Origin of the sequence: Pseudorhizobium flavum (assembly GCF_044142885.1) — a bacterium.
Taxonomy (GTDB): Bacteria; Pseudomonadota; Alphaproteobacteria; order Rhizobiales; family Rhizobiaceae; genus Neorhizobium; species Neorhizobium flavum.
Genome location: NZ_JBIOKZ010000010.1, coordinates 12616 through 35207 on the forward strand (window position 1 = coordinate 12616; position 22592 = coordinate 35207).

General features: G+C 62.2%; 20 protein-coding genes. 10 read left to right on the forward strand and 10 right to left on the reverse strand.

Going from position 1 to position 22592, the window contains the following annotated elements:
- Positions 1 to 26: 26 nt before the first annotated feature.
- On the reverse strand, positions 27 to 1055 hold the full coding sequence (locus ACEPP2_RS17460; RefSeq protein WP_395517331.1) for an ABC transporter substrate-binding protein: 1029 nt from the start codon (positions 1053 to 1055) through the stop codon (positions 27 to 29).
- A gap of 164 nt (positions 1056 to 1219) precedes the next feature.
- On the opposite strand from ACEPP2_RS17460, the gene ACEPP2_RS17465 reads away from it, so the two are divergent.
- Positions 1220 to 2230 (forward strand): LacI family DNA-binding transcriptional regulator, encoded by a 1011-nt coding sequence (locus tag ACEPP2_RS17465; RefSeq protein WP_281978624.1) that lies wholly within the window; start codon positions 1220 to 1222, stop codon positions 2228 to 2230.
- Positions 2231 to 2327: 97 nt separating this feature from the next.
- Here ACEPP2_RS17465 and iolB read toward each other — a convergent pair whose 3' ends face one another.
- The 8 genes from iolB to ACEPP2_RS17505 form a co-directional block, all read right to left on the reverse strand.
- A complete protein-coding gene (iolB, locus tag ACEPP2_RS17470) occupies positions 2328 to 3146 on the reverse strand; it encodes a 5-deoxy-glucuronate isomerase (protein ID WP_395517332.1) in 819 nt (272 codons plus the stop codon).
- Between the two features lie 60 nt (positions 3147 to 3206).
- On the reverse strand, positions 3207 to 4112 hold the full coding sequence (iolE, locus tag ACEPP2_RS17475) for a myo-inosose-2 dehydratase (protein WP_281978622.1): 906 nt from the start codon (positions 4110 to 4112) through the stop codon (positions 3207 to 3209).
- Positions 4113 to 4177: 65 nt separating this feature from the next.
- Complete coding sequence (gene iolD / locus ACEPP2_RS17480) at positions 4178 to 6010, reverse strand: 3D-(3,5/4)-trihydroxycyclohexane-1,2-dione acylhydrolase (decyclizing) (RefSeq protein WP_395517333.1); 1833 nt, start codon at positions 6008 to 6010, stop codon at positions 4178 to 4180.
- Entirely contained in the window at positions 6007 to 7962 is a 1956-nt protein-coding gene (locus ACEPP2_RS17485; protein ID WP_395517334.1) for a bifunctional 5-dehydro-2-deoxygluconokinase/5-dehydro-2-deoxyphosphogluconate aldolase, read from the reverse strand. The genes iolD and ACEPP2_RS17485 overlap by 4 nt, the downstream gene beginning before the upstream one ends.
- Positions 7963 to 7985: 23 nt before the next feature.
- Positions 7986 to 8813, reverse strand: a complete 828-nt coding sequence (locus ACEPP2_RS17490; protein ID WP_077545971.1) for a MurR/RpiR family transcriptional regulator — start codon at positions 8811 to 8813, stop codon at positions 7986 to 7988.
- 7 nt (positions 8814 to 8820) lie between these two features.
- Positions 8821 to 9807 carry an inositol 2-dehydrogenase gene (gene iolG, locus ACEPP2_RS17495; RefSeq protein ID WP_077545970.1) on the reverse strand — a complete coding sequence of 329 codons (987 nt, stop codon included), beginning with the start codon at positions 9805 to 9807 and terminating at the stop codon, positions 8821 to 8823.
- A gap of 246 nt (positions 9808 to 10053) precedes the next feature.
- Positions 10054 to 10782, reverse strand: a complete 729-nt coding sequence (locus ACEPP2_RS17500) for a response regulator transcription factor (RefSeq protein ID WP_281978636.1) — start codon at positions 10780 to 10782, stop codon at positions 10054 to 10056.
- Positions 10782 to 12023 carry a GAF domain-containing sensor histidine kinase gene (locus ACEPP2_RS17505; protein WP_077545966.1) on the reverse strand — a complete coding sequence of 414 codons (1242 nt, stop codon included), beginning with the start codon at positions 12021 to 12023 and terminating at the stop codon, positions 10782 to 10784. Before ACEPP2_RS17505 ends, ACEPP2_RS17500 begins: the two co-directional genes overlap by 1 nt.
- Before the next feature lie 259 nt (positions 12024 to 12282).
- Here ACEPP2_RS17505 and ACEPP2_RS17510 point away from each other — a divergent pair, with 259 nt between their 5' ends.
- From ACEPP2_RS17510 to ACEPP2_RS17530, 5 genes are all read left to right on the forward strand, one after another.
- On the forward strand, positions 12283 to 13299 hold the full coding sequence (locus ACEPP2_RS17510) for an ABC transporter substrate-binding protein (protein WP_077545965.1): 1017 nt from the start codon (positions 12283 to 12285) through the stop codon (positions 13297 to 13299).
- A gap of 90 nt (positions 13300 to 13389) precedes the next feature.
- A complete protein-coding gene (locus ACEPP2_RS17515; RefSeq protein WP_395517335.1) occupies positions 13390 to 14853 on the forward strand; it encodes an ATP-binding cassette domain-containing protein in 1464 nt (487 codons plus the stop codon).
- A complete protein-coding gene (locus tag ACEPP2_RS17520; RefSeq protein WP_395517336.1) occupies positions 14850 to 15791 on the forward strand; it encodes an ABC transporter permease in 942 nt (313 codons plus the stop codon). The genes ACEPP2_RS17515 and ACEPP2_RS17520 overlap by 4 nt, the downstream gene beginning before the upstream one ends.
- 2 nt (positions 15792 to 15793) lie before the next feature.
- Positions 15794 to 16735, forward strand: a complete 942-nt coding sequence (locus ACEPP2_RS17525; protein WP_395517426.1) for an ABC transporter permease — start codon at positions 15794 to 15796, stop codon at positions 16733 to 16735.
- A 29-nt stretch (positions 16736 to 16764) separates the two neighbouring features.
- Entirely contained in the window at positions 16765 to 17673 is a 909-nt protein-coding gene (locus ACEPP2_RS17530) for an SMP-30/gluconolactonase/LRE family protein (RefSeq protein ID WP_395517337.1), read from the forward strand.
- 35 nt (positions 17674 to 17708) lie between these two features.
- Here ACEPP2_RS17530 and ACEPP2_RS17535 read toward each other — a convergent pair whose 3' ends face one another.
- On the reverse strand, positions 17709 to 18410 hold the full coding sequence (locus ACEPP2_RS17535; RefSeq protein ID WP_395517338.1) for a GntR family transcriptional regulator: 702 nt from the start codon (positions 18408 to 18410) through the stop codon (positions 17709 to 17711).
- Positions 18411 to 18492: 82 nt separating this feature from the next.
- On the opposite strand from ACEPP2_RS17535, the gene ACEPP2_RS17540 reads away from it, so the two are divergent.
- Genes ACEPP2_RS17540 through uxuA form a run of 4 tightly spaced genes read left to right on the forward strand, consistent with a single transcriptional unit; the run spans position 18493 to position 22553 of the window.
- A complete protein-coding gene (locus tag ACEPP2_RS17540) occupies positions 18493 to 19467 on the forward strand; it encodes a C4-dicarboxylate TRAP transporter substrate-binding protein (RefSeq protein WP_281978614.1) in 975 nt (324 codons plus the stop codon).
- 59 nt (positions 19468 to 19526) lie between these two features.
- Positions 19527 to 20042, forward strand: a complete 516-nt coding sequence (locus ACEPP2_RS17545) for a TRAP transporter small permease (RefSeq protein ID WP_395517339.1) — start codon at positions 19527 to 19529, stop codon at positions 20040 to 20042.
- Position 20043: 1 nt separating this feature from the next.
- Positions 20044 to 21324: a TRAP transporter large permease gene (locus ACEPP2_RS17550; RefSeq protein ID WP_395517340.1), complete on the forward strand. Its 1281-nt coding sequence runs from the start codon at positions 20044 to 20046 to the stop codon at positions 21322 to 21324.
- A gap of 26 nt (positions 21325 to 21350) precedes the next feature.
- On the forward strand, positions 21351 to 22553 hold the full coding sequence (gene uxuA, locus ACEPP2_RS17555; RefSeq protein WP_395517341.1) for a mannonate dehydratase: 1203 nt from the start codon (positions 21351 to 21353) through the stop codon (positions 22551 to 22553).
- Positions 22554 to 22592: the final 39 nt, after the last annotated feature.

The window sequence follows — 22592 nt, forward strand, 5'->3', positions numbered from 1 at the left end:
GGTTCACGCCGATGAGGCGGTAGAGGTCAGTTCGCCTTGGCGCCGATCTCCCTGTCCCAGCGCTCAAGGAGCGCCTTGCGCCGTTCGGGCTCGCCATAGGTCTTGAAGTCGTAGTCGATCAGCTTGATGTCCTCGAAGCGCGGTGCCTCTTTGGGGATTTCCGCGCTCTTGTTGGAGGGTAGCTGGAAGGATTTGGCGTCCTTCATTCGGGACTGCACCGGCGCAGAAAGTGCCCAGTCATACCACTTCTTGGCGTTCTCGACGTTCTTCGCGCCCTTCACGATCGACATGGAGCCAATCTCGTAGCCTGTGCCTTCGCAAGGAGCGACGGACTTGACGGGGAAGCCTTCTGCTGTCTGGGACACTGCGTCGTGCATGAAGACGATGCCGAGCCCGGTTTCCCCGCGCGCTGCCGCTTTCACCGGCGCGGAACCAGACTTGGTGTACTGGGAGATGTTGGCGTTCAGCTTCTCCATGTAGTCATACGCCTCATCCTCCCCCATGATCTGCACGAGCGAGGCGAGAGCCGTGTAGGCAGTTCCCGACGAATTGGGGTTCGCCATCTGGATCTCACCCTTCAGCGCGGGATCCAGCAGATCGGCCCAGCATTTCGGCTCCTTCCACCCCTTGGACGCGAAGATCTCCGTGTTGTATCCCCAGCCCAGCGCACCGGCATAGATGCCCACCGTTTTGTAGTCTGCGCTTTCTGCCTGCTTGACAGCCCAGTCCTGCAATTCGCCAAGCATAGGCGACTTGTATTCCTCGGTGAGATTCTCGGCCGCAGCCTGGAGATGAGGGTCTCCCGTACCGCCCCACCAGATATCCGTCTTCGGATTGCGGGCTTCTGCCCGGATCTTGGCGTAGGTCTCTCCGGACGAGAGCCGGACCATGTTAACCGAGATCCCGGTTTCCTTCTGGAAGTCCCCCTGCATCTGTTCGCAGATCACGACGTCTGCCGAGCAGATCAGATTGAGACTGCCATCCGCCTTGGCGTTGAAGGCAATAAGCGATGCGCTCGCGGCAAGCCCTGCCGCGATCAACTTGATCGAGTTCATGTGGTCTCCTCCGGTGTACAGACGCCTCCACGTCCGCCGCTTTGCAAGCGTGTGCAAATGCTGCATGATAATTTGCCTGCTGTCAAACCGTAACGCTCCACAATTAAGGTTTGGCGTGCTACGAGACCCGTGCACTCCCGTGCAAGAAGCAGATCGGAACGACGTTGAGCCGAAAAGTTTACGTAAGTGCCCAGGAGGTGGCGGCCAAGGCTGGCGTTTCGCGGTCGGCGGTGTCGCGCACGTTTACGCCGGGGGCCAGCGTTTCGAAGGAAACGCGGCTACGGGTCCTGCAGGCGGCAGAAGAACTCGGATACCACGTAAATCACCTCGCCCGTGGGCTCACGCGTCGGGAAAGCGGCATTGTCTGCCTGATTGTTTCGGACCTCGCCACGCCCTATCGGTCGAGCCTGCTCCGCACCTTGACAGACCGACTTCAGAACTCCGGGCGGGTTGCCATGGTAATCAACACCGATCGCTCCGACGGAAGTGTCGATCGTGCACTCCAGCAGGCGATACGCTACCGGGCCGAAGCATCGATCATCCTGTCCGGCATGCCGGACAGGTCCATCATCGACCTTTGCCTCAGGAACGGCCAGCGGCTCGTGCTCATCAACCGGGACGAAGAGCAGGAAGGCATTCTGCGCATCAATCTCGACGACGCCGTGGCGGCGCAGACCGCCGTCCAGGCATTCTGGAGGGCGGGATGCCGGCACCTCGCATTCGCCAACTCCGCGGCGGGCACACCCAGCCTGATGGCGAGGGAAGCAGGGTTCGTGGCGGCCGCCGCGGCACGGGGGCTTCCGGTTCTGGTGGAACGGCAGGGCGCTACCGGATACGAATGCGGCCGTGCGGTCGCGCGAAGAATGATGACCGGACACCAACGCCCCGACGCAGTCTTTTGCGCCACGGATCTGATAGCCTGCGGGTTCATGGATGGCGTACGACAGGAGTTCGGCCTCTCCATACCCGCTGACATCTGTATCGTGGGCTTCGATGATATCGAACAGGCCTCCTGGGGCTCCTATGAGTTGACGACCTTCGCCCAGCCGGTTGATGAGATTGCTCTCGAAACCGTCAGTTGGCTCGGCGCGCGGGACAACGTGGCCTCTGGTGAAGGGTCCCTGCTGACACTGCACGCCGAAATGATCTGGCGCAAAACAGTCCGCGCCGGCTGAATGGGTTTTCCATCTCGACTACGGACAAGGCGCGGCCTGTCCCGACGGATACCAATGCTGCCGCTCCGATAGGGAGCACGGCACTGCCGAGCGGGATTCAAGCATCGCGCTTTGCAATCCAGTCATGGTCCGGATGGTTCTGGAAGCGCCATTTGCGGAGAGGGCCGGCCATGACATTGAGATAGTACATGTCGTAGCCGTAAGGAGCAGCGCAAGGGTGGTGGCCTTTCGGGACCAGAACGACATCGTGATTGGAGACGCTCATCGTCTCGTCCAGCGTCCCGTCCTCGGTGAAGACACGTTGATGACCGTACCCCTGGTCGGGGTTCAGGCGGTGGTAATAGGTCTCTTCAAGGTAGGTCATCTCCGGAAACCGGTCCTCGTCATGGCGATGCGGTGGGTAGGATGACCAGTTGCCGGCCGGCGTAAACACTTCCGTCACGAGCAGGCTGTCGGCGACATTCGATTCCTCCATGGCGATCGGGAAGATGTAACGCGTATTGGCGCCCTTGCCGCGCGTCACGAGATCCGGCACGTCGAGCACCCGCGCCTCGTGGCTTCCCTTCCCAGGTGCGGTGCAGACGGCGAGCGTGCAGTCGGTCGCGGCAATCGCGGTCCATCTGCTGCCATTCGGCATATAGGCGCAGGCCGGCTTCTTGCGCTCGAACACGTTCATCCGCTCGCCAAGGACTCCGAGGCTTGCATCCCCTGCCGCGATCTCTGCCTTGCCTTCGACGAGCACGAGGATGACCTCCCTGTCACCCGTCGCTTCCTCGGCACGTTCCCCCGCCTTCAGTCGGTAAAGCCCGAAGCCGACATAGGACCAGTCCGGCGACTTTGCCGTCCTTGCATTCTCCACTGTTATGTCGTGCAGTTTTCCGGTTGTGCCACATGGCTTGATCAAGAGTTCCGACATTCGTTCTTCCTTCCATCTGGCGATGTGAGCGGCGCTTCAGCGTTGTCGTGGCAAGTCTGCTCAATCGCGACCGGCAACCTTAAGCCCGGCCTTGGCGCAAACCGCAAGGATGTGCTCGTAACCCATCTTCGAGTAGTCATAAGGCGGCGCCTTGGACGGGTCCTGCTCGGCCTCCACGACGATCCAACCGTGATAGTCCATGCCCTTCAGCCGCTGTGCGACGTCGAGGAAGTCGATCGCTCCATCGCCAGGCACGGTGAACGCGCCGGCGACGACCGCGTCGAGGAAGCTCCGGTTGTTCTCCCTGACGTCCCGGACGACGTCGGGGCGGATATCCTTGAAGTGGACGTGATGGATGCGGTCGCCCCAGCGATCCATGGTCTTGGCAATGTCGCCGCCGCCAAAGACGAGATGGCCGGTATCGAAGCAGAGGGTCACTTCCGGCCCGGAGGATTCCATCAGCCAGTCGATGTCTTCCTGGTCTTCGATGAAGGCGCCCATGTGGTGGTGATAGGAAAGGGTGACGCCCTGGCCAGCCGTCCATTTGGCAAGCTCCGTCAGCTTTCGGCCATAGGCATACACCTCATCGCGGGAGAGCTTGGGCCGGTCGTTGACGGGCACCCCGATCTGCCCCTGCACCGTGTTGGAGCATTCGGCGTAGACGATGCAGGGCGCCCGCAGCGTCGCGAATTGCTCGGCCTGCTGGGCAATTGCCGCCTGTTCCATGGCGACATCGGAGACGAGGAGATTGCCGGAACACCAGCCGCCGCAAAGCGCGATGTCGAACCGTTCAAGGAACAGCCTCAAGCCCTCCGTGTCCTGCGGCATGCGGCGGCCACGCTCGACGCCGGTATAGCCAATTTCGCGCGCCTCCTTAAGCGCCTGTTCCATGGTGTAGGCGGCGGTGAGATCCGGCAGGTCATCGTTCTGCCAGGCGATGGGGGAGATGCCGATCTTGACACTCATCTGCTTATCCTTTGCCGCGCGGGGCGGCCATGTTGTTGTGCTTCATGTTTATGGGAGATTGAGCCTCAGTTGACCCGCTGTCGCTTGAGGTTTTCCATGTAGCGCTCGCGCGCCTTTCGTACGGGTTCTCGGGCCGAGACCTCCGCGACTGCGACCTCCCACCAACTGCCGCCTGCTTCCGTCGACGGATAGGGATCGGTGTCAATGACGACCACGACGGGTCCGGGCGCCTCACGTGCTTCGACGAGCGCGGCCTCGAGTTCCGCGATTGTAGCGACCTTGCGCGTCTCGGCACCCATGGAGGCGGCATGGGCGGCGAAGTCGATGCGAGAGGGATTGACGTGCTGGGCGTGGTCGAGAAGGTTGTTGAACTGCTCACCACCCGTGCTCATCTGCAGCCGGTTGATGCATCCAAAGCCGCGATTGTCGGTGAGTACGAGCGTGATTTTGATGTCCATCATCACGGCGGTCGCCAGTTCAGAGTTCGCCATCATGTAGGACCCATCGCCGATCATGCAGATCACATCGCGATCCGGTTCCGCCATCTTTACCCCGATTGCCCCGGCGATCTCGTAGCCCATGCAGGAGTAGCCATATTCCATGTGATAGGACATCGGCCGGCCGGCTTTCCAGAGCTTGTGCAGTTCTCCCGGCATGGTGCCGGCGGCGCACATCACCACGGTATCTGGACCTGCCGAACGCTGTACTGCGCCGATAACCTGCATATCGGTCGGCAGCGCGTTTTCCTCCGGCTCCGGCGCGTCGGTGACCCTGTCCGCTGCCGAGAACCAGTCCGATTTGAGCGCAGGATCGGGTGCGGCGAAGCGAGCGTCACCGAGAGCCTCCGCAAGGGCAGAAAGCCCCACCGCGGCGTCTGCGCACAAGGGCTCGGCACCGTGCTTTGCCGCATCATAGGCCTGGACGTTGAGGCTGATCAGCGTGCGGTCGGGATTGTTAAAGAGGGCCCAGGAGCCGGTGGTGAAGTCCTGGAAACGCGTCCCGATGCCTAGAACGACGTCAGCATCAGCGCAGACGGCGTTCGCACTGGATGCGCCGGTCACGCCGACGGGGCCGAAGTTGAGCCGGTGATCCCAGGGAAGTGAGGACTTGCCCGCCTGCGTCTCCACGACCGGAATGGCGAAGCGTTCGGCAAACGCCTGCAGGTCGGCATGTGCCTGTCCGTAGTGCACGCCGCCGCCGGCGATGATGACCGGGTTCCGGGCCGTCCTGAGGATGTCGGCAACCTTTCGGACTTCGACAGGATCCGGCTGAGGGCGCCGGATGCGCCATGTCTTGTGCGCGAAGAAGTCCTCGGGCCAGTCGTATGCCTCGGCCTGCACGTCCTGACAAAAGGCCAGGGTGACCGGTCCGCAGTCGGCAGGATCCGTCATCGTCCGGAAGGCCCGGGGCAGGGCCGTCAGCAATTGCTCCGGCCGCATAATCCGGTCGAAGTAGCGGCTCACAGGGCGGAAGCAGTCATTGGCCGAGACGGTGCCGTCATCGAAATCCTCGACCTGCTGCAGAACGGGATCCGGTCCGCGTCCGGCAAAGACATCGCCTGGCATGAGAAGAACGGGAAGCCGATTGACATGCGCCAGTGCCGCCGCGGTCACCATGTTCGTGGCACCGGGGCCGATGGATGACGTAACCATCATCGCCCGACGTCGTCCAAGCTGCTTGGCGTAGGCGATTGCAGTATGCGCCATGGTCTGCTCGTTGTGGCCGCGCCAGGTCTGGAGGCGTTCGCGCTCACTGTGCAGCGCCTCGCCGATGCCGGCCACGTTGCCGTGTCCGAAGATGGCCCAGCAGCCGGCGATGAAGGGTTCGCCGTCCTCGTTCAGTTGGTTCGCGATGTAGCGGATGGCGGCCTGTGCCGCAGTCAGTCGGATCGTCTTCATGCTGTCTCTCCGGCGTATGTGGCGCCTGTTTCCTCTGCTGCGGCCCGGGCTTCGTCCCAGATCCGGCAGAGGCGGCCGTAGCGCTCCTGCATCATGGCAATTGCTTCGGCGTCGCTGATCTCGCCCTTCAGCCAGCGTCGCGCAGCATAGGCAAAGATCGTGCGCCCGACGGCAAAGCCCTTGACGAGGTCGAACTGTGCAGCCGCCCGGAAGCTTTGCTGCAGGTCCGCCTCCGGTGCATCAAGGCCCAGGATCACGATGCCGCGGACATGCGGGTCGTTTTCCTCGATAGCCTGGCAGGCCGCCTGCCATGCGGCGGGCGAATACATCGGCTCCAGCTTCCACCAATCAGGGTAAATCCCGATCTCATAGAAGCGACGGATGAGATCGGCGGTTGTCCGATCGTCTACCGGACCGGCCTTGGAGGGGATGATCTCCAGCAGGAACTCCAGGTCGTTGCGTCGGGCGGCGGCGAAGAGGCGAAGCAGCGTCTCCTCCTGCTCCTGGCGCAGTTCCGGGCTGTCGCTGGGATGGCAGAAGCACAGGACCTTCACCACGTGGTCCCTTGGCCAGTCGTCCAAGCCGCCGCAGTCCGGCCCGAGATCCGGTTCCAGCGCCAGCGGTCGGGATCCCGGCCACTCGGTCGGCCGGCCGACCCAGAGCCCGGTGCCGGTAGCTGCATGCAGCGCCTTGCGGCCTAGGCGGTCATCGCAAAGTATGCCGTAGCCGGGACGGCCCTCCCCAACCTTCAAGGTGGCCTGCAGGCAAAGCGTCTTGAACTGACCGATCCGGCTCGTTTCCGCCCCCGCCTCCTCCGCAAGCGTCTCAAGTTGCATGCGGTGGTCGAAGGCGAAAATCCGCATCTGCGCCCAGTCGCCCTTGCGGTTGGTGGACCAATGGACCTGCTCCAGTGCCGGATCGTTGCGCAGGTCCGGGCGCTTGACGCCTCGTTTCAGGAAGAACTGCAGTTCCTCCCATGAGGGATAGGCGGGCGTGCAGCCATGGCGGGAAACGGCAAACGCGCCGCAGGCATTGGCGTAAGTCAGCGCCGTCTCCCAGCTTGCGTCTCTCAACCAGCCGCGCAGCAGGCCGGACATGAAGCCATCGCCTGCGCCCAGCACGTTGAAGACTTCGATCGGGAAGCCTGGCCCCGAGCGGCCCTCGTTCAGCGTGTCGGCGATCTCGCGCTCGAACGCGACGGCGCCCATAGGCCCGCGCTTGCAGACCAGGGTGGCGGACGAGACCTTGCGCACGTTGCGCAGCGCTTCGATGGTATCGGTCGAGCCTCCGGCGATGTGAAACTCCTCCTCGGTCCCGACGATAAGGTCGAAGAGGTGGAGCGTAGATTGCAGTTTTGCGGTCACCGCCCCGGATTCGATGAACCGGCTCTCGCCCGCCCCATGGCCGGCGAGGCCCCAGAGGTTGGGGCGGTAGTCGATGTCGAGCGCCGTTCTGGCGCCATGCTTGCGGGCGAGGTCGAGGGCCTTCAGGACCGCGGCTTCCGTGCGCGAATGGGAGAGATGCGTTCCGGTGGCGCAGACACAAGCCGCAGAGCCGATGAACTCCTCGTCGATATCGTCTTCGCAGAGCGCCATGTCGGCGCAGTTCTCGCGGTAGAAGATCAGCGGAAAACTGTGCTCGTCCCTGATACCCAGAAGCACCAGTGCCGTCAGCCGCTCCGGATCGGTCTTCACCCCTGTCACGTCGACGCCTTCCGCGACCAATTGCTCGCGGATGAAGCGCCCCATGTGCTCATCGCCGACCCGGGTGATCACCGCCGACTTCAGGCCCAGCCGCGCCGAGCCCGCAGCGATGTTGGTGGGGCTGCCCCCGATATACTTGGAGAAGGAGCGCATGTCCTCAAGCCGCCCTCCGACCTGATCGCCGTAGAGATCGACCGATGAGCGACCTATGGTGATGAGGTCGAGCGGCTTCGTGCTTTGCTTCCGCATGACGTCGGTGTCTCCCTAGGTTCTCATTGCATGTGTCGGCGCCGCTCGGCGATCGCCACCGGCAAGGCGGAAACGATCGCCATGGATGCGGCGATCGAGCGGAAGCCCGCATAGTCGTTCTCTGCGATCTCGAGCCAGACCTTGGACAATGGAGCGAGAGGCGAGAGCGGAGAGTCCGTCAGCGATACGATCGGCACACCACGGTCGTGCAGGCGCGCTGCCAGGTCCACGGTGTCCGAGGCATAGGGCGCGAAGGAGCAGATGAAGGCCGTATCGTCGGCCTGCGCCATGTCGGCTATCTCCTCATCTATCCCGTTCGTGGAGCCGACCATGATGGCGCGGATGCCAAGCTTGCCGAACGCATAGGCAAGATGTGCGGCGAGCGGATAGGAGCGCCGACGGGCGATGAGATAGATGGTGCGAGCGCGTGCCAGCACCGTCACGACCTTGGCGAATTCCGCATCCGTCACCTGCGCGGAGAGCTTGTCCACGGAGTTTCGCGCCGCATCGATGAAGCCATGCATGACCGTGCCGTCGAACGTCCCGGGGGAGGCCTTTGCTTCAAGCCGGCTGAGGCGCTCTTCGTAGCTGGATGCGCGCTCCATCAGCCGCTCGCGGAAGACCTGCTGCAGGTCGGAGAAGCCTTCGTACCCGAGATGGTGTGCAAGCCGGACCAGCGTCGATGGTTGTACCTGCGCCGCCTTGGCAATGGAGGCTGTCGTGCCCAGCGCAATCTCGTCGGGATTGGCCAGGACATAGCCTGCCGCTTCCGCCAGGCGTTTGGGCAAGGTGTCCTGCGCACCGACGATGCGGCTGCGCAGGATCTCAAAACTGTTCTTGGCCTTGACCATAACATCCTCAGAGCACGACCACGACGCCCTGCTTTGCCGAACGCAGAGCCGCATCCGCGAGTTTGAGGGCGCGCAGGCCATCTTCGCCGCTCGGGGAGGGGGACGCCCCGTCCTTGAGTACGGAAACGAAGGCGGCAATCTCCGCCGCGTAGGCCTCCACATAGCGGGTCATGAAGAAGTCGTGCAGGGGAGGTCGGGTGAAGCCGTCGCCGGCCGCGAGTTCGATCGTCACGGGGCGCTGGTTCTCAACAGAGACGGCGCCCTTCGAGCCGTGCACCTCCACCCGCTGGTCATAGCCGTAGGTGGCGCGTCGCGAGTTCGAAATCGTGCAGTGCTTGCCCGACGCCGTGGTCAGAGTGACGGAGGCGCTGTCGTAATCGACGCCTTCGATCGTCTTGTCGGTCAGGACCGAGCCGGTGGCGTAGACGGTCGCGGGTTCCTCGCCCAGGAGGAAGCGGGCCATGTCGAAGTCGTGGATGGTCATGTCGCGAAAGATGCCGCCGGAGGTCTTGATGTAGTCCATCGGCGGGGCGCCCGGGTCACGCGAGACGATCTGGATCATCTCGACTTCACCAATGCGTCCATCGGAGATGGCCTTCTTGACCGCCGCGAAGTGCGGATCGTAGCGGCGCTGGAAGCCGAGCATGAGCTTTGCGCCGGTGTCGCGAACGACCTTGAGGCAAGATTCGGCACGGGCGACATCGAGGTCTACCGGCTTTTCGCAGAAGATCGCCTTTCCGGCGCGTGCGAACATCTCGATCAGGTCTGCATGGGTGTTCGTCGGCGTGCAGATGATCACCGCATCCACCGTCGGATCGGCGGCGATCTCGTCGATCGTCGAAACTCGGCAGCTATATTGTTCGGCTATCGCCCTGGCTGCGTCCGCGACGGGATCGGCAACGAAGGCGAGTTCTGCATCTGGATTGCCGGCAATGGCCCGCGCATGCACCTTGCCGATGCGACCAGCGCCGAGTAGCGCGAACTTGAGTGTCATGTTGTCCTCTTGTTGGAAGGCCGCGAGCGGATGGCGCCGCCGTGTTGCCGAATTCGATGTGGCCGGCTTCCGGTGGAAGCGCTAGTCCCTTGCTTCATACGAATGGAATGAATATTCCACTATGGGCCGGAGTCAACCCATCTCTTCCAGCGTGGGCGAGCACACAGCGGGTCTAGCGTGACCGTTCATGCTCGAGGAGCTCGAGAGCACGTCGTGACGGCGCGTCGCGGCAGCGCCTGCCGCTTCTTATTTCTGCTTGACCCCCAGCCACTCATTCAGCTCGGCTTCGGCGCGTTCCAGCGCGCTGTAGTTGATCAGCTTGCGCAGCAAGGCGACGGCGACGGCCCGGCCGCGAAGGTTATAGCGACCCTCTTCCACGTCTTCGCCGACGCGTTGATAGACATTGAGCTTCTCGTAGAGCTGTTGCAGCCGATTCTGCACGCTTCTGAGGGACAGATTGTGACGGCGGGCAATCATGCGGTCCGTCAAGCCGAGTGCTATGTCGATCAGGATCTCGTATTCGACATCGGTGAAGCCGTTGACGTGGCCAAGGCTCTTCTGCTGCATGCCGCGGACTTCCCGGTCGATGACGCATTGCGCCTCCATGAAGATGCTGCGGAGCGCGAGCTTGAGCCGGTCATCGGAGGCCGACTTCAAGACATAGCCGTAGGCCGCACCTTCGGGCACGATGCGCGACACGCCTCGTACATAGGCTTCATCGGCATAGTTGGACCAGAAGAGTATGCGCGTATCCGGTCGCTCCTTCCAAATGGTCCGGGCAGCCTCGATGCCATTGCGCTCCGACATCTGCAGGTCCATGACGATGTGCGCCGAGCGGTGCTGCCGTGCCAGACCTTCCCCGACCCTGCCGTTTTCGGCTTCCAGCACCAGATCACATTCGGGCAAGGCAGCGCGAACCGCGTCGTGCAGATACGAACGGTGAAGCGGATCGTCTTCGACGATGAGAACTTCCATCATGTCCTTCCTGTCGGTTGCTGCCTCGGGTGTCCCAGTGGAAGCCAGAGCTTCACCTGTGTACCGGGGCCATCCGGCCTGCAGCCGATCTCGAAACGGGCGCCGATAAGGCGGGCCCTGGTGCGCATGTTGTCGATGCCGTGACCGACCTGTTCCTGCGGATGTCCGATGCCGACGCCGTCGTCGTTCACGATCACCCAAAGGCCGCTACCAACCTTCTGCAGGTTCACAACGATCTCCGAGGGCTGGCCGTGGCGCACCGCGTTGTTGATCGCCTCCTGCACGATGCGGAACAGCGCCGTCGCGACGGTTTGGTCGAGGGTCGCGAGGCTTGTGCAACTGTCGTCGACAACCTGGCAGCGGATTTGCCCTCCCGTCTCCCGCACCGAGCGCTCGAGATGATTTTCTATGGCCTCGGTCACTCCGAAGAGTTGCAGCACCGACGGCTTGGCCTCTTCGATGATCTGGCGCAGGTCGTGCATACAGTGCTGCAGGCTTCGAAAAACCGGTTCCAGCGTCTCACCCGGCACGTCCGGCAGATGCGTCAGACGCTCCAGGCGTCTTGCGAGTCTTGTCAGGTCGGCAAGGGTCTGATCGTGAAGATCCATTCCGATCCTCTGGCGTTCCGCTTCGAGTGCTTCGGTGAGCTTGAGAGCTCCAAGACGAAGGCCCTCCTCCCGTGCACGCGCCTCCGTCTCGACGACGGCGGATCGCTTCGCCTGATCCGCTGCACGCAGGGCGAAGAAGTAGGGCGCCAGAAGGTCCGCGATCGAGCGGGCATTCTCTACATCTTCCATGGTGTAGTGGTTGAGCCGGTGGCTGGAGCAACTGAGCGCTCCGATGATGTCTCCCTGGACCCGCAAGGGAACGTGCAGCCGGCTGTGCAATGAAAGGGCGATGATTGGGCTGGAGAAGGCGCCATCGAAATGAAAGCGCGGGTCGGTGCAGGCGTCGCCGGAGAGAAGATGGTCGACTTCGCCGGAGAGCAGGCTGCGGATCGGGCTTCCGCTCAGCAGGGCCGGGGGATGCTGGCTCCAGGCTGTCTCGAGGCCGCTCTCGTAGGCGATATGGTACTTTCCGTCGATCATCTTGATACAGACGTCGAGATGGTCATGCGGAATGATGTGACCGATCTCGACCGCGACCGCCTGAATGATCGAGTTGAAATCGAGCTGTCCCGCCAGCAGCCGCGAGATACCAAGGTAGTGATCGAAGAGCGCGCTTCTCGTCGGGTTCAGCATTGGCGACGTCCTCCCCGTCGGCGTCGGCGCGGGCAAGGCGCCAGATTCATTAAGCGCCGTCCCGCGACGCTTGTCTTGCGGGATCCCGCATATTTAACGCGATCCTCCGCATCAAGCTTGCTCGGATACGCCTTTGCAAGGCCGATCTTCTCCTTCATTCTTTTCAAACTGACGCCTGGGCGCCAGTAGAAAGATCAGTCGACGGGGCCGTTGAGGAGCGGACCTGATATATGAGCCCGCGGGGCACAGGGAGGAAATCATGACCATCAGGAAGATGCTTCTGGCATCGATCGCGCTTGCGGTCGTAGCCGTACCGGTCTCCGCTTCGGCCGAGACCGCCGACAAGAAGATTGCGCTTTCCAACAACTACGCCGGCAACTCCTGGCGCCAGGCAATGTTGACGAGCTGGGACAAGATCACCAAGGAGGCCGTCAGCCAGGGCACTGTCGCCGCGGCGGATGCGTTCACCACAGCAGAAAACCAGGCGACGGAGCAGGCCGCGCAGATCCAGAACCTCATCCTTCAGGGATATGACGCGATCGTTCTGAATGCCGCATCTCCGACCGCCCTCAATGGCGCCGTCAAGGAAGCCTGCGACGCAGGGATCATCGTGGTCTCGTTCGATGGCATTGTCACCGAGCCGTGTGCATGGCGCATCGCGGTGGACTTCAAGGCGATGGGCGAAAGCCAGATCGAGTACCTCGCCAAGAAGATGCCCGGCGGCGGAAACCTCCTCGAGATCCGCGGCCTCGCCGGCGTCTCCGTGGATGACGAGATTCACGCAGGCATTCAGGCGGGTGTCGAGAAGAACCCGCAATTCAAGGTCGCGGGCTCCGTCAATGGCGACTGGGCGCAGGACGTGGCCCAGCGTGCAGTCGCCGGCATCCTGCCGAGCCTGCCGGAGATTGCCGCAGTCGTGACCCAGGGTGGTGACGGCTATGGTGCCGCGCAGGCCTTTGCCGCAGCCAACCGCCCGATACCGACCATCATCATGGGCAACCGCGAGGACGAGTTGCGCTGGTGGAAGGAGCAGAAGGACGCGAACGGCTACGAGACGATGTCCGTGTCGATCGCACCCGGCGTTTCCACGCTGGCTTTCTGGGTCGCGCAGCAGATCCTCGATGGCAAGGACGTGAAGAAGGATCTCGTGGTGCCATTCCTGCGGATCGACCAGGACAATCTCGAGGAGAACCTCGAGAACACCGAGAAGGGCGGCGTCGCGAACGTCGAGTACTCGCTGGAAGATGCGCAGAAGGTAATCAGCGCAGAGATGTAGGAGCGGAGCTCCTCCTCCCGGACCGGATGCGGCTGATCATCGGCCGCATCCGGTACTTGTGTCGCGAACGGCTGGCAAGACAGCATCTCCATGGATAACGCAGTGCTCAATCAAGAGGTCGTAGCTGTTCGCGGGGTCAAGGTGGCCTTCGGTGCGGTGAAGGCGCTGGACGGTGCCGACCTGGTCATCCGAAGCGGAGAGTGCGTCGGACTGGTGGGTCACAACGGGGCGGGCAAGTCCACCATCGTCAACGTGATCAATGGCGCGCTCTCGCCTCAGCAGGGGACCTTGGCCTATGGCGGAGACACAGCTTCTCCGGGTATCGCCCGTGCACGGGCGAATGGCGTGCGGTGCGTTTTCCAGGAGCTGTCGTTGTGCCCCAACCTGACGATCGCCGAGAATGCGCGGATCATGCACGGTGACCTGGGAGGCGGTCGCTGGCGAAGACGCGGCATCGATCTCGTCAGCAAGCAATTGTCCGATATCTTCCCCGACCACCGCATTGACTGTGCCAGCGTTGTCGAGGACCTCAGCATCGCGGAGAGGCAGATGGTCGAGATCGCGATCAATTTCGCTGCCGTCTCTGCAGCGCCAAGGCTCGTCATCCTGGATGAACCTACGTCGTCGCTCGATGCTGCTCTTGCCGGGCAGCTCATGGCCTATGTGCGGAGGTTCGTCGGCTCAGGGGGCTCCGTGCTGCTGATCTCACACATCCTAGGTGAAATTCTCTCAACCTCCGACCGGATCGTCGTGATGAAGGACGGCAAAGTGGTCGCCGACAGGGCTGCCCGGGAGTTCGATACGCGACGTCTCGTCGAAACCATGGGGAGCGTCGTGCGGGAGCGCGCCGAAAGGCGCGTCTTCGGTCGCGAACGGCGAACACCGATCCTGTCCGTTCCTGCGGCGTCTGCCTCCGACACGCGCTTTGAGGCATTCGAGGGCGAGATCATCGGTCTTGCTGGCCTGGGTGGGCACGGACAGACCGAGGCACTCCTCGATCTCTATCTGTCGGCGAACAGCAACTGGCTGCCAGTGCGCGAGCCAAAGATGGCTTTCGTGGCAGGAGACCGCGGATTGAACGGTACGTTCCCGCTCTGGAGCATATTGAAGAACCTCAGCATTTCCTCCCTGAAGACGCTCTCGTCGCGCAATCTGATCGACGCTGAACAGGAAGATCGGGTCAGCGAAGGCTGGAAGAAGCGGATAGAGATACGAACCCCGAACATGCACAATCCAATCCTGTCTCTGTCGGGCGGAAACCAGCAGAAGGTCCTCTTTGCCCGCGCCCTTGCAACCTCTGCCAAGGTGGTTCTCATGGACGATCCGATGCGGGGCGTGGACATTGGAACCAAGCAGGAGGTTTACGACATTCTGCGCGCGGAGGCCGAGAACGGCCGGACCTTTATCTGGTACTCCACCGAAATGGACGAGATCTGCCTCTGTGATCGCGTCTATGTTTTCCGTGACGGGGCGATTGCGGCCCATCTCACTGGTGAAGACGTCAGCGAGGAGAACGTGCTGGCAGCCTCCTTCGCAGGAGGTGAAGCGGCATGAAGCTCTCTTCGGGCGCCATAAGGACGATACTGCCGGCGGTCTCGCTGGCCGTGCTTCTTGCCGCGGTCTTCTACATGCAGCCGCGGGCCATGAGCTATACGGGCCTGAACCTCCTGTTCAACCTGGCAGTACCCATCGCGCTCGCGACCGTGGCTCAGATGCTCGTCATGGCGGTCAACGATCTTGACCTCTCCATGGGAGCGTTCGTCAGCTTCTGCGCCTGCGTTACCGCCACCTTCCTGCAGGCCTCGCCTGCCATCGGGATACTGATCTTGGCCGGTGCCATTGCCGTCTACGCCGCGCTCGGCGTGGTCATTCACCTGCGGCAGCTACCTTCGATCGTTGTGACGCTGGGGATGAGCTTCGTGTGGGCAGGTCTCGCCGTCCTCATGCTGCCATCACCGGGAGGCGCGGCGCCGGATTGGGCCCGGGCGCTGATGACCGCGAAGCCGCCTTACGTTCCGATGGCGATCGTTGCCAGTCTCGTGATTGCTGTCCTGACGCATGTTCTCGTCATGCGCTCCACATTCGGCGTGTTGATCCGGGGCGTTGGGGGCAACATGCGCTCGGTGGAAAGGGCGGGGTGGTCGGTCATCGGCATCCGCGCGGGAGCCTATGCGCTTGCGGGCTTCTTCGCCGTGCTGGCGGGGATCGCGCTCGTGGGGCTCACCACGTCCGCCGATGCGAACATTGCGCTCCGCTATACGCTGCTGTCCATCGCCGGGGTAATCCTCGGCGGCGGCGAATTCGTTGGTGGGCGCGTATCCCCGGTAGGCGCGGTGATCGGGGCCCTGACGCTGACCCTTGCCGGATCCTTCCTGTCGTTCATGCGCATCTCTCCTGACTGGCAGATCGGTGCGCAGGGAGCGATCCTCATCATCGTGCTTGCGATGCGGCTTGCATTGAACAGGATGGAAAAGCGGGAGAAGTCGCGGTGACCATGTTGAACAGCCTCTCCGGCAGGCCGTGGATCTGGTCTTTTGCTGCGACAGTCATCGTTTGGGTCGTTACGGTCCTGTTCACGGGCGGCTCAAGTTCGCTGGGGCTGACGCAGGCGGCGCTGACCTTTGCTGCGTTTTCGATCGTGGTCGGCATCGGCCAGATGTTCGTGATCACGCTCGGCCCGGGCAATATCGACCTTTCCGTTCCCGCCACCATGACCCTTTCCGGCACCGTTGCCCTCAAGGTCATGGACGTCCAGGACAGCATGGTCCTGCTTGGCCTGATCCTGGCGATAGCCATCGGCATTGCGATCGGAGTGGCCAATTTCGCACTCATCAAGCTGCTGCGAATCCCGCCGATCATTGCCACCCTGTCGATGAGTTTCATCGTGCAGTCCTCGGCAATCTGGACCAATCGCGGCTTGCGCATCAAGCCTCCGGAGGCACTGGCGGATTTCAGCACCTCCTACACGCTCGGTGTTCCAAACGTTGCGATTGTGGCAGCAGCGCTGTCGGTCATCGCCTGGGTCCTGCTGGAGAAGACGATCTACGGCCGATGGATCTCGGCGATCGGGCAGAGCCCGTTCGCAGCGAGGATGGCCGGCATTCCCGTCGATGGCACGCGCTTCATCACCTATGTTCTTTGCGCCGTTCTTGCCTCGCTGTGCGGATACCTGCTCGCCAGTTTTTCCGGTGGGGCTGCTCTCAACATGGGGGCTGAGTATCTGCTGATGTCCATTGCCGTCGTGGTCATCGGTGGCACGGCAGTCGCTGGAGGGAATTCGAACGTGCCGGGGATCTGGGGAGCGTCTCTCTTCATGTTTCTGGTGGTGTCGATGCTCAACACATACGGCTTCGGGGCCGGCGTCCGCCTCATCCTCACAGGGCTCATCATCATCGGCGTGATACTCGCCGCGGGCGGCAAGCCGGCGGCGCGGTAACTGCTTCATCAAACCAACGGACGATACGCATGGGAAAGCCAGAGTCGATCTACGAAATCCATGACGAACGCTTCCGCCGGCTGACGGTTGGAAGTTCTGATCTGGATCAGCTCTACTCGGGTTGCCGGTGGGCGGAAGGGCCTGTTTGGTTTGCGGATTTGCAGTGCCTCATCTTCAGCGACATCCCCAATCAGAGGATGCTTCGATGGGTGGAGGAGGGCGGCATTTCCGTCTTCAGATCGCCCTCCAATTTCGTCAACGGCAATACCCGCGACCGGCAGGGTCGCCTGGTTTCCTGCGAGCATGGGGGGCGTCGGGTAACCCGTACGGAGATCGACGGATCCTTGACCGTCCTTGCCGACCGGTACGGTGGTCGCCGGCTGAACTCGCCCAACGACGTTGTCGTGCGTTCGGATGATACGATCTGGTTCACCGATCCGACCTACGGCATTCTCTCCGATTATGAAGGTTTCCAGGCGGAGCCAGAGCAGGCCACCCGCAATGTCTACCGGCTTGACCCGAAGAGCGGCGAACTGACTGCGGTCGTGACAGACTTCGGCCAGCCGAACGGGCTCGCGTTCTCGCCGGACGAGAGGATACTCTACGTCGCCGATTCCGCCTCCAGCCACGACCCGAACGCGCCTCGGCATATCAGGGCGTTCGATGTCGACGATAACGGGGGGCTCTCCCACGAACGCGTCTTTTGCGAGATCGACAAGGGTCTACCGGATGGGTTCCGGGTTGATGTCCAAGGAAACGTCTGGACCAGCGCGGGTGACGGGGTGCACTGCTTCTCTCCCGAAGGCGATCTGCTCGGGAAGATTCTCGTGCCGGAGACTGTGGCGAATGTCGCCTTCGGCGGGCCTCGCCGAAACCGCCTCTTCATCACCGCCAGCAAGAGCCTCTATGCCGTCTACCTCGCAGTGCGTGGTATCTAGCCTCAGCCTACCCTCTACGCGCTGGCCCTCAGGCTTCAGTCGGCGAAGAACGTGGTCTTCCGCTCGGCGAGCATTGGCAGGGACTTCAGGATCTCTCGAAGATGAGCATGCATGGCTTCTTCGGCGGCGGCCGGGGACCCATCTGCTATCGCATCGACGATTGCGACATGCTGGTCAATGATGACCTCAAGCGGCGTCGCCTCGGGCAGCGACAGATAGCGGACCCGATCCATCTGTGCCTTCAGACTGTCGAGCACGCGCCAGGCATCTTCGCAATCGACGCTTGCCGCAATCGCCTGATGGAATTGCTCGTCAAGCCGCAGGAAGCCCGAATGATCTTCTCTTGCTGCAGCAATGCGTTGCTGCTCGATGAGATCACGCAGGTGGTCCGGAGCCAGCGCTTGTGAAGCGGCCTTCCGGACGATTGCAACTTCAATCGCCTCCCTCAGGAACTGCGCGTTCTCGACCTCCCGCTTCGAGATCAACCGAACGAAGGTTCCCCGCTGCGGACGGATCTCGACCAGACCTGCTTCGCTCAGCTTGATGAAGGCCTCCCGCACAGGCTGTCGCGAGACGCCCAACTGCCCGGCGATCTCGGCTTCCGACAAATTGTTCCCCGGCCTCAATTGAAGTTGCACGATCGCCGAGCGAAGCGCGTCGTAGACGCGACCGCCCACGCTCGTCTGGCGTGCAGATGAAGGGTCGTTCGGCAAGGCTTTCAGTCTGAAATCGCTCATGTTGACTTTCTGTATACTACCATACTAGTCTTGCACAGAGGGGGCTGGAGGGCCACCCGCTTCATCCAAGGGAGGGAATATCGTGAAACTCATTTCCATCACCACGCTTCTGACGACGGCGGCCCTGGCTATCGCGTCACCCGCATTGTCTGCCGACTATACGCTCAGCATCAACACCGCACTTACCACGGATGACCCGCTCTACAAGGGCCTCGAGAGCTTCCGCGATTCCGTCTCGGAACGAACGAATGGGGCGATCGAGGTCAAGCTTTTCCCAAATTCGCAGCTCGGTCCCGATGAGGATGTCCTCGAGCAGGCCCGCGCCGGCGCGCCGGTTGCGGTCGTCGTCGACGGCGGACGCCTCGCCGTCTTCCAAAAGGAATTTGGCGTTCTCGGCGCTCCTTATCTCGCGTCAGGTTATGACGGGATGCGTAAGATCGTGACCTCGCCCCTGTTCGAGGAGTGGGTGACGAGCCTCAAGTCGGCTTCGGGCCATCAGGTTCTCTCGTTCAACTGGTGGCAGGGCGAGCGCCAGCTGTGGACCAACAACCCCGTCACCAAGCCGGCCGATCTTGCGGGAAACCGGATGCGCACGCCGGGCGCCCCGGTGTGGGTTGAGACCATCAAGGCCATGGGCGCTACACCCACTCCCATGCCGTTCGCCGAAGTCTATTCGGCCCTACAGCAGAACGTGATCGATTCGGTCGAAGCGCAGTTGCCGGCCGGGCAGGGGGCGAAGCTGTTCGAGGTCACCAAGGAACTGACGAAGACCGGTCACATCAATCTCATCACGGGACTGGTCACAAGCGCCGCCTGGTTCGACGGCCTTCCCGCCGAACTGCAGACCGCCCTGCGGGAGGAGGCACTGAAGGCCGGTGATGTCGCGTCCTATGGCACGCGCGATGCGCTTGCGAAGATCGAGGAAGATCTCAAGGCCGCAGGCGTCAACATCGCAGAAATCGATGTCACGCCGTTCCAGGAGGCAACGGCAGGCGTCTATGAAACCCTGGGCTACGCCGATCTGCGCGAGAAGCTCCAGAAGATCGCAGCCGAGTAAGGCTGCCCAACGGGGGCGCCTCAGCTGCCCCCACCCATCTTCCAAATTAGGTCGGTCCCATGCTCAAACGCCTGGCGCAACTGGAGTTTGCCATTGCGGCGCTCCTTCTCGGCATCATCGTCGTGCTTGTTTTCCTTGCCGCCATCATGCGCTTCTTCGGCTATCCGCTGATCTGGTCCGTGGACATGGCGCAGCTCCTGTTCATCTGGCTCTGCTTCTTCGGAGCGGCCCGCGCAATGCGCGAAAAAGGACATCTGGGGATCGACCTCCTCATCCGCTGGCTGAAACCGCACCAGAGGTTGTGGCTTGAATACGTCATGTCGCTGATCATCCTGGTATTCCTCGGTTTCCTTGCGGTCGAAGGCTACCGGCTGACGGTTCTGAACAGCCAGCGTCAGTTCGGTGACAGCGGTCTTTCCTACGCCTGGGTCACCTCTGCGGTGCCGGTCGGCTGCCTGATGATCGGCGTGGCTCTGCTTGCCAACATGGTCAGGACGTGGCGCCGCCGCGATGACGGCAGGACGCTGGTCTACTCGCGCACCGAGACCGATTTCAGCACTCCGGCGGAACTTTGACATGGGCCTGATCACGCTTCTCTTCTTCGCCTTCATGATCGTTGGCATGCCCGTAGCCTTCGCCATCGGCATCTCCGGTTTCGTCTTCTTCCTCAATGATCCGGTCATGCCGATCTCGATCGCCGTCCAGAAGATCGCGACGATGAGCCAAAGCTTCCCGTTGCTGGCGGTTCCCTTCTTTGTCTTTGCGGGTCACCTGATGAACGAGAGCGGCATCACCGACCGCCTCTTCAAGTTCTCCTATGTCGCGGTCGGCTGGATGGCAGGCGGGCTTGCGCAGGTCGCCATCGTTCTCTCGACTGTCATGGGCGGTGTGTCCGGTTCGGCGGTCGCCGATGCGGCAATGGAAGCGCGCATCCTCGGCCCGACGATGATCGCGAAGGGATATGGGAAGGGCTTCTCTGCCGCGGCAATCGCTGTGGGGTCACTGATCACCGCCACCATACCGCCGAGCATCGGCCTCATCCTCTACGGCTATGTCGGCAATGTCTCGATCGGACGCCTCTTCATCGCCGGCATCATACCGGGATTGCTGATGATGATCGGGCTGATGACGACGACCTATCTCGTCGCCAAGCGTCGCGGTTATGTCGTCGCCAACACGGAGCGACCGACCTTCAAAGCCTTAGCATCGGCCGTCTGGGGCGCGAAGTGGGCGCTGTTCTTCCCCGTCGCCCTCGTCCTGACGATCCGGGGCGGCGTGTTCACGCCATCCGAGGTTGGCGCCTTCGCCGTGGTCTACGCGTTTCTTGTCGGGTTCCTTGCGCACAAGGAGCTCGATTTCGAGAAGACGAAGCGCGCTTTCGCGCATGCCATCTCCGATATCGGCCTGATCATGATCATCATCCTGATGTCTGGCATGGTGGGCTTCGCCATCATCTATCTCCAGGTTCCGCAAGGCATCTCTTCATGGATGCTGGCCGGCATCGAGAGCCCGGCGATGATCGTCCTCGTCATCCTCGTGTTCCTGCTGATTGCCGGCTGCTTCATAGAGAGTACCGTCCTGGTGCTGCTCCTGACGCCGATCTTCGTGCCGATCATCACGCAGGTGGGCATCGACCCGGTGCATTTCGGCATCCTGATGATGAGCATCGTCACGCTCGGCGGAATGACGCCGCCAGTCGGCGTGGCCATGTATGCCGTCTGCTCGCTCATGAACGTGAAGATCGAAGAATACACGATCGAGGCGCTGCCGTTCGTCGCCACGATCATCGCACTGATTTTGGCCATGCTCTTCATGCCGGGCCTCGTGCTCTGGCTGCCGAACCTCGCGTTCGGCTGAGCGTTCAGGCTTTAGGGAAGCAGACCATGAGACAGACGTGGAGATGGTTCGGGCCGGTTGACAAGGTCACCATCAGGGACGCCCGTCAGGCAGGAGCAGAGGGCATCGTCTCCGCGCTCCATCATGTGCCGTACGGAGAGGTGTGGACTAATTACGAGATAGCCAGGCGCCAGCGGGAGGTCGCGTACGACAGCCGCGGCACTCCGACCGGGCTCGCCTGGGAGGTGGTCGAGAGCCTGCCGATCTCGGAAGCGATCAAGACCCAGACAGGGCCATGGCGGGAACACATTGCGACCTACATCCAGTCCCTGGAGAACCTTGCGAAGGCGGGGCTTCAGGTGATCTGCTACAACTTCATGCCCGTGCTGGACTGGACCCGCACTGATCTCGCATGGCGCGTGCCACATGGCGGAACCACCATGCGGTTCGAGTTGGTGGATTTCATCGCCTACGATCTTTTCATCCTGCGCCGCAGAGGCGCGGAAGATGAATACCCGGTTGAACTGCGCGCTGAAGCACAAAGTCGTTTTGCCAGCATGCCGGCAGAGCGACGTCTCCAGCTTTCGCGCAATGTGAATGCAGGACTGCCAGGCGCGACCGGACAGCCCTCGCTGGACGACCTCAAGGTCCAGCTTGCCCGCTACGAGGCCATCGACGAGGAGCGCCTGCGCGGCCATCTCATCGACTTCCTGACGGAAGTGGTGCCGCATGCAGAGCGACTCGGTCTGCGCCTCTGCTGCCATCCGGATGACCCACCGTTCCCGCTGCTGGGGTTGCCGCGGATAATGTCGACCGAAGCACACTATGTGGCCGTGCTTGGGGCCGTCGAAAGCCCTGCAAGCGGGATCACCTTCTGTACTGGCTCATTGGGTGCCAGGGAGGATAACGATCTTCCGGGCATGGTGGAGCGCCTTGGCTCGCGTATCCACTTTGCCCATCTTCGCAACGTGAAGCGGGAAACGCGGGGCATCCCCTGCTCCTTCCACGAGGACGAGCATCTTGCAGGCGACACGAACATGGTGGCAGTCGTCGCCGCTCTGCTGCGGGAGGAAGAACGGCGTCGCGCAGTGGGGCGCAGCGACAGTATCATTCCCTATCGGCCAGACCACGGACAGGATATCCTGAACGATCTGGAGCGTGGCGCGCAGCCCGGCTATCCTGCAATTGGCCGCCTCAAGGGCCTAGCCGAATTGCGGGGCGTTGCAGCGGCACTGGCTGACCGGGTTTAAACCCGACGCTCCTGGACAGCCCGCATCCATTGGCGAGCT